The 7,724-nt window shown below is 49.0% G+C and carries 5 protein-coding genes and 4 pseudogenes; all 9 read right to left on the reverse strand.

All coding sequences use genetic code 11. The annotated features are described in order from the left end of the window. Positions 1-70: 70 nt before the first annotated feature. The 9 genes and pseudogenes from P378_RS13990 to P378_RS14030 all read right to left on the reverse strand — a co-directional run bounded on the left by P378_RS13990 (position 71) and on the right by P378_RS14030 (position 7,565). On the reverse strand, positions 71-703 hold the full coding sequence (locus P378_RS13990) for a ComEA family DNA-binding protein (RefSeq protein WP_099081881.1): 633 nt from the start codon (positions 701-703) through the stop codon (positions 71-73). 364 nt (positions 704-1,067) lie between these two features. Continuing rightward, on the reverse strand, positions 1,068-1,760 hold the full coding sequence (locus P378_RS13995; RefSeq protein WP_099081880.1) for a DUF421 domain-containing protein: 693 nt from the start codon (positions 1,758-1,760) through the stop codon (positions 1,068-1,070). A 110-nt stretch (positions 1,761-1,870) separates the two neighbouring features. After that, positions 1,871-4,352 (reverse strand): annotated as a pseudogene (gene leuS / locus P378_RS14000) (leucine--tRNA ligase). Positions 4,353-4,452: 100 nt separating this feature from the next. Next, positions 4,453-4,639, reverse strand: a pseudogene (locus P378_RS14005) (AMP-binding enzyme); the annotation flags it as partial. A gap of 12 nt (positions 4,640-4,651) precedes the next feature. Next, positions 4,652-5,008 (reverse strand): ribosome silencing factor, encoded by a 357-nt coding sequence (gene rsfS, locus P378_RS14010; protein WP_099083685.1) that lies wholly within the window; start codon positions 5,006-5,008, stop codon positions 4,652-4,654. 56 nt (positions 5,009-5,064) lie between these two features. Next, positions 5,065-5,640, reverse strand: coding sequence for a bis(5'-nucleosyl)-tetraphosphatase (symmetrical) YqeK (gene yqeK / locus P378_RS14015; protein WP_099083686.1), 576 nt, complete (start codon positions 5,638-5,640; stop codon positions 5,065-5,067). A gap of 72 nt (positions 5,641-5,712) precedes the next feature. Then, complete coding sequence (locus P378_RS14020) at positions 5,713-5,967, reverse strand: RNA recognition motif domain-containing protein (RefSeq protein ID WP_099083687.1); 255 nt, start codon at positions 5,965-5,967, stop codon at positions 5,713-5,715. Positions 5,968-6,275: 308 nt separating this feature from the next. Then, positions 6,276-6,877: pseudogene (gene nadD, locus P378_RS14025) on the reverse strand (nicotinate-nucleotide adenylyltransferase). 182 nt (positions 6,878-7,059) lie between these two features. Next, a pseudogene (locus P378_RS14030) lies at positions 7,060-7,565 on the reverse strand (HIT family protein). Between the last annotated feature and the right edge of the window lie 159 nt (positions 7,566-7,724).

Genomic DNA, 7,724 nt, shown 5'->3' on the forward strand with positions numbered 1-7,724 from the left:
TCGGATTAACTGGGCCAGCAAACTTGCTTCCATGAATTCACATCCTGTATGATTGATCTGACGGCACCGGTTAGTGAACGGTGATCCTGTGCTGCAGGTCGGCATATTTTTTATCACCAATGCCGGAAACATTTTTTATATCCTCGATGGTTTGAAAGGGCCCGTTGGCCTGCCGGTATTGCAGAATTCTTTCCGCCAGGGCCGGGCCGATGCCGGGTAACGTGTCCAACTCCGCCGCACCGGCCGTATTAATATTCACCAGTCCGCTGGACCTGGCGGGTGGCGTGGCCTGCAAACTGGACACCGCTGCATTGCCGGGAGCCTGTACTTGCATGGTCTGTGAAACAACATTTTGTCCGGGTGCCTGCTGCTCCATTTTTCTGGGGACCACCAGCTTCTTTTGGTCTTTCAAAATTTCTGCCAGGTTAAGTGCACTTAGATCTGCATCCGGCAAAGCCACCGCCTGTTCAATGACATCGTTCACCCTGCTGCCGGAGGGCAGTTTATAAACGCCCGGTTTCTCCACCGCTCCATCCACATGCACCACCGGGCCGGTCTCCTCATGGGTGGCTTCTGCACTGGATGGGCCCACCAGCTCAACCTCTTTCTTTTCCCGGTGGGCAAACTGGTAACCGGCAGTAAAAAGGACCACTGCCACAATGATTAAAATAAGGCCTTGTTCCTTACGGCCCAAATTTAACATTGGTGTCTTTCCTCCTAAAAACTTCTCAACCGGACTTCATGGTTATTTCTATTCATAATGACAATTTCCTGCTAAAAAAACCATAATTTGATTAAAATAGCATTATGATATACTACCTCCTGCCACGGTATTTTTGAGTAGAATAATTCGTACTATATATTCAGCTGTACATAAACATAATGGAAAAGGAGACACCAATAAGACGGTGTCTATCTTACTACTCCTAGATCACTTAGTTACCGGAAAACAAAATTTATCCAGCCGGTTTTCTGATCATTCTGATATAATCAACTAAATAGTAACTAATACGCTAGAACCATTTTTAAAAGGTCTGACCTCCTTTGAGATCAGACCTAAAAGTTTATTAACTCATTCTGTCGTCATTCTGGCAATCAATCATCAGCTGCCCCCGGGTATTCAGGGTGGCCAGTAAAACCTTTTTGGAGTGAAGGCCTTTTTCGGCAAGTTTTTCTTTAAGCCATTCTTCATCGAGGTTCACTTTGCTGAGGTTCTCTTTCATCACATCCCCGTCCATGACCAGCACCGTGGGCAGCCCCTCGTACTTGGTGGATATTCCCAAATCATCCGGGGTGACCGGTCTCTTTTGGGAGCGGGGTATCACGCTTAACCTGCCGGAGGTCTCCAGAATGGCATACTCCACGTCCTCAATATCATAAAAACCCTTTTCCCTCAGCTGGCTTAACAGGTCGTCCAGGTTGTATCGGGAGGAACGCATTTCGTGCTTTAACAACCGCCCGTTTTCAATAATAACCTGGGGTGAGCCGTATAATATTTTACGTAAGGGTCGATTAATCAGGGTTAAATAGGAAAATCCTACTTCCAGCAGTCCAAGGGTGACGATGGGAATAATGCCATGCCAAATCGGGATCTCCGTGGACTCCATCGGGATCGCCGCCAGTTCGGCCAGGATAATGGCAACCACAAAGTCAAAGGAAGAAAGCTGCCCGATCTCCCGTTTTCCTGTCAGCCTGACAATCACCAGAACTGCCAGGTAGATTACCACTGTGCGCCAGACATGCGGAAACAGTTCTTGCACAACTTTCACCTCCGTGGGCATACACGTTTTAGTATGCGTCGGGAATGGAAGTATATGCATTGTTGTTAAAACCAAAACGAAAGACACCGGTCAGGGTGTCTTTTGCCTGTTTATTTTACTACAATGTTTAACAGCTTACCCGGCACAGGGATTACCTTGATTACCTGTTTGCCGGCGATTAACTCCTGCACCGGTGCCAGATCCATCAAATACTGCTGCATTTCGGCCGCATTCATGTTGGCCGGAATGTGCAGGCGCTCCCGCACCTTACCGTTTATTTGAACGACAATCTCTACCTCGTCTTCCACCAGGGCGGCAGGATCGTATACCGGCCAGGGCTGCCGGTGCACACTGCCCGGGTGGCCGGTAGCTTGCCACAGTTCTTCGGCGATATGGGGCGCAAAGGGCGCCAGCAGGATAATGGTGGCATTGACGGCCTCGGCCAATACAGCGGAATCGCGTTCCACCTCTGCCACCTTGTCACGGTAGGTGTGAATGCCGTTCACCAGTTCCATGATGGTGCTGATGGCCGTGTTGAAATTAAAGCGTCCGCTGACATCCTCGGTCACTTTTTTAATGGCGTAATGGGTTAACCGGCGCATTTCCTTGTGAACGCCCACAAAGGAAGACCCCGGGGCAACGGCCGGGGCGGCGGCCACCTGGTCTTTAACGGAGTAAACCAGACGCCAGACCCGGTTGAGAAAACGGTTACTTCCTTCAACGCCCCGGTCGCTCCATTCCAGATCCCGTTCTGGCGGGGCGGCAAACAGGATAAACAGTCTGGCGGTATCCGCGCCGTAGCGGTCGATAATTTCCTCGGGACTGACCACATTGCCCTTGGATTTGGACATCTTGGCGCCGTCCTTTAAAACCATCCCCTGGGTTAACAGGTTTTCAAAGGGTTCCTGAACATCCACCAGGCCCAGATCATAAAAGACCTTGGTAAAGAACCGGGAATACAGCAGGTGCAGAATGGCGTGTTCGACACCCCCGATATACTGGTCCACCGACATCCAGCGTGCGGCTTTTTCTTTATCCCAGGCCTGCTCAGCATCTCTGGGGCTGGTGTAACGGAGATAATACCAGGACGAATCCACAAAGGTGTCCATGGTGTCGGTCTCCCGCCTGGCCGGTCCGCCGCACTGGGGACAGGGGGTGTTTACAAAATCCGGGTTGCCCTTGAGCGGTGATTCCCCGGTGGCTTAAAGGCCACATCGGTGGGCAGCAGCACCGGCAGCTGGTGGTCCGGCACAGGCACGGCACCGCATTTTTCACAGTAGATAATGGGAATGGGGGTCCCCCAGTAGCGCTGGCGGGAAATCAGCCAGTCCCTCAGTCTGTAATTGATAATGCCTTTGCCGATGCCCTGTTGTTCGGCATATTGAATCACCTTCCGGATTCCCTGCCGGTTGGGGGTTCCGTCAAAGGGTCCGGAATTGACCATGATGCCGTCTTCGGTATAGGCTTCGGTCATTTCCTCCGCCTTTAATTCCTTTTCTTTGGACGGCAAGATAACCACTTTAACAGGCAGATTGTATTTTCTGGCAAACTCAAAGTCTCTCTCGTCGTGGGCCGGCACACCCATGACGCACCGGTGCCGTAGTGATAAAGAACATAGTTGGCGGTCAAGATGGGAACCCGCTCCCCGTTAAAGGGGTTGATGCAGTAGGCCCCGGTAAAAACACCTTCCTTCTCAGAGCTGGTGCGGGCCAACTCGGTCATCTTACCCACCCGGTTGACAAACTCCGCCACCTCGTTTTCCTGGGGGGTGCCGGCGGAAAGTTCTGCCACCAGGGGGTGTTCCGCAGCCAGAACCATATAGGTGACGCCATAGACAGTGTCAGGCCGGGTGGTGAAGACGGTAATTTCATCTCCGGTGCCTTCTACCTTGAAGGTCAGCTCAGCCCCTTCGCTGCGCCCGATCCAGTTATCCTGCATGATCTTGACCTTATCGGGCCAGCCCTCCAGTTTTTTCAGGTCATCCAGCAGACGCTGGGAATAATCGGTAATGCGGAAAAACCACTGGTCCAGTTCCTTTTGTTCCACTGTAGCGCTGCACCGTTCACAACTGCCCTCCACCACCTGCTCGTTGGCCAGTACAGTGGCACAGTCCGGGCACCAGTTGACCCGGGCGTGTTTTTTATAGCACAGTCCCTTTTTGTAGAGTTGCAGGAACAACCACTGGCCCCACTTGTAGTATTCTGGATGGCAGGTGGCCACTTCCCGCCGCCAGTCATAACTCAAACCCAGTTGTTTGAGCTGGCTTCTCATGTGAGCAATGTTGTCCCAGGTCCAGGTGGCGGGAGGAATGCCGTGTTTGATGGCGGCGTTCTCCGCCGGCAGGCCGAAGGCGTCCCAGCCCATGGGGTGCAGGACGTCGTAGCCCTGCATAGTTTTAAACCTGGCGATGACATCACCGATGGAATAATTGCGAACATGGCCCATGTGTAATTTTCCCGAGGGATATGGGAACATTTCCAGGCAATAGTATTTCGGGCGTTCGGAATGATCCGGCACCTGGTAGATATCCTGTTTCTCCCAGTATTGCTGCCATTTATTCTCTATTTGTTTAGAATCGTATTGCTCCTGCAAAATACTTGCCTCCTAGTCACTTTACTATTTTGGTAGGAAGGTGCGGCACATTCACATTCCTCGCAAATTTTACCACGAATAGGGGCATATTTCAACAATTCTAAGCCGTTTCAATTTTCGTTAAATCTTCCAGTCCCAGGGTGGTAATGGCCTGCTCCCAGTTTGTATTTTTGGATTTTACCACTGGCGGTGGTGGGATAGCTGTCTACAAACAAAACGTATGAAGGTATTTTGTATTTGGCAATTTTATCCACACAGTAGGCCTGCACTTCTCCTTTTGTCAACGAAAGTTTTGTTAATTACTTGTTGGCTGTCATTTCCACAACCTGGGCATCGCCCCAAAGCCGCTCCAGGTTGTAAAAGTCCCGTTCCATTTCCTGAAATACATGTATGACTACATCGCCATAATCCAGCAGAATCCAGCTGCCTTCCCGGAAACCTTCGATACGCAACGGCCTGACGCCCGCTTCTTCCAGTTTCTCTTTAATATGTTCGGCCACTGCCTGTACCTGGGTGCTGGAGCGACCGGTGCAAATCAAAAAATAATCACAAATAATAGAAATATGGCTGATGTCAAGGACCGTTATATCGGCAGCTTTTTTGTCATCCGCCGCTTTGTGGGCTATGTCTACCATTTCCTTGGCGCTAAGTGTCAAACAGACCCCTCCTTGATGTTTTTCTGTGTTCTTATTATATCCTATTCCACTATTTTCTAGGCGGAAACCCTGGCTGCTAAAATTGCATTCCTCGCTTTTACACTGCTGGGATGCAGCAGGCAGCCAATTTTTAAAGCATACCGGATGCTTTCATCAAAACAGCTTAAGAGCGCCGCATCCAGGTCTGTTTCGGCCTGCCTGCGAATTTCCTGCACGGCGCCGTGACGGCGGTTCGGTTCAATTTTGTCCGCCACAAACAGTACTTTATCCAATTGACTCATATATTCGGAACCCACCGTATGCAGCGCAATGGCATTGAGTATCTCCGGGTCTGTTATGCCAAATTCATCCCTGACCATAACGGCGCCCACCGGGCCGTGTAAAAGCAAGGGCATGGCAAAGCCGTATTCACTGACCTGCAGTTTGGCTTCTTTGGCTCTCCGCAGCATTTCACTGTCGTCAAAGTCCCTGGCAACATCATGCAGCATCCCTGCCAGACGGGCTTTCTGGGGATCTGCGCCAAACCGCCAGGCTAGTTTTTCGGCGGTTTCCGCTACGCCCAGGGAGTGCCGCAAACGGTGTTCCGGCATTGAAATACTGATTTTTGCTTTAATATATTCCTCATTGAACATTGGTTTCCTCCAAACCATAGATTTATAGAGAAAAAACCTCCGATCCCAGGGGAATGGAGGTTTAGTCATCCTTTAAGCCCTTGCTTCGCGGGCTTTTGCTTCGTTTACGGTGATAACCCTACCACCCAATTCGGTACCGTTTAACGCTGCTACCATTTTCTCTACATCAGCGTCGTTTACCTCAACGAAACCAAAGCCACGTGAACGACCGGTCTCACGGTCGGTAATCACCCGACTGCTTAACACTTCACCATATTGGGAAAAAGCATCCTGCAGATCTTCCGCCTTGGTACCCCAGGGTAGGTTACCTACGTATAAAGTTGCCACTATCGTCACCTCTTTCCAATGGTTCTGTAATACTTGTTTCTGTGATTGTATTATTTGCAGAAGCCATTAACGAAATGCAGTGGCAGGTAGACTAAGATATTTCCATTTGAGGGAAACGCTGTTTTAACGCTGTTTTATAAAAGATCGTTGCTTTTTAAGAACCCGTGAGTTGCATAGTGTCATCTTTACATTCACTATGCAGAGCGTGCATTCACGGTTTAGTAAAAACCTGCAGGTTTTTACCTATGATTGGCAAATAAGGTATCCAATCAAATACATCAATGTAACAATTTTTACAAAACATCCTTTTATAAATAAATCTTATTTTCCTTGATGTATTGTTCCACCGGCTCCGGCAGCAGGTATTTAATACTCCTGCCTTCCCTCACCCTTTGCCGTATATCACTGGAAGAAATAGACAAAGCCGGCACCTCAAGGGGCAGTGTTTTTTTAAAGATCTCTCCCGGTAAGGATTTCAGTGTTTCTTTAAGGTTGTTCAGATTATAGCCTGGTCTGGTGGCAGCAATGAAAGTACACATGTTCAATAACTTCTCGGCTTCTTTCCAGGTTAGAATCTCAAGAACGGCATCCGCCCGGTAATGAAATAGACGGTTTCGATCTTATAGATAGATTTTATTTCTTGAACCGTGTCAATGGTATAAGAAAGTCCCTGTCTCTCAATTTCGATGGTGGATACTTCAAAATACCTGTTGCTGGCAGTGGCCAGGCGAGTCATGTTTACCCGGTGATGTGGTTCGGATATTTCCTGACCCATTTTATGGGGAGGCCTGGCCGCAGGGATGAAAATGACCTTTTGAATACCAAACTTCTGGCGAACTTCTTCCGCCACCACCAGGTGTCCGTAGTGGATCGGGTCAAAGGTTCCTCCCATAAGACATATCTGCTTCATGGAATGTTTTCCCTTCTGCCTTCATTACAGTAATTTTAAAGGTTCGTGTGTCAAAAAGCAACAACTTGCAGAGCAAAAAATAACCCTTGCGGTGCAAGGGCCGAAAGAAATGAATATCCGCGTAAATTATTGCTGGGTTTATGATGATCTGAAATTTGAAATTTTATGCAAGATTCTCCTGGTTATGATAAAGGCTGCATTTCCTTCTCCAGCTCCGTAATTGCCCAGGTTATTTTTTCATAGGTCCTTTGCAGCCCCTCGGAAATGACCCTGGTATCCCCGATGACTGCCATAAAATTCGCGTCACCTTCCAGCGGGGAACAATGTGTACATGGAGATGTCCGGGAATGCCGGCCCCCGCCACCTTGCCAAGGTTCATTCCAATGTTAAAACCATGGGGATTGCCAAAGGCCCGGCGCAGAGATTGCACCATAAAGCGGGTCATTTTATTTAATTCCAGGAGTTCCTCCTCTGTCAGTTCGGTGATGTCCCCCACATGCCTTTTCGGTGCAATGAGCAGGTGCCCGTTATTATAGGGGTATAAATTCATGATGACAAAGGTTTTGTCTCCCCGGTAAACCACCAGGTTCTCTTTATCCTCATCAGAGTTTAGTTTTTCACAGAAAATACAGCCGGTCTGTGGCTTGCCGATATAGATAGACCGCCAGGGGGCCCACAAGTTTTCCATCTCAATCATCTCCCGTGTTTAGTTTTAAAACCTATTTCGTTTAAATATGGTAAATCCCTGCTAAGTGCAGCTATTTTCAACCGTATCTTGCAGTGGAAGAGAGTTTTTGATCAACATCCGTTTTAATCTGTTTGCCTTTCAGTATGACAGGGCGGCAAC

The organism is Desulforamulus profundi (assembly GCF_002607855.1).

What these genes read in the sequence shown, in the direction of transcription:
- P378_RS13990 (WP_099081881.1), bottom strand. Translation starts at nt 703, where the DNA reads ATGTTAAATTTGGGCCGTAAGGAACAAGGCCTTATTTTAATCATTGTG.
- yqeK (WP_099083686.1), bottom strand. Translation starts at nt 5,640, where the DNA reads ATGTTCAATGAGGAATATATTAAAGCAAAAATCAGTATTTCAATGCCG.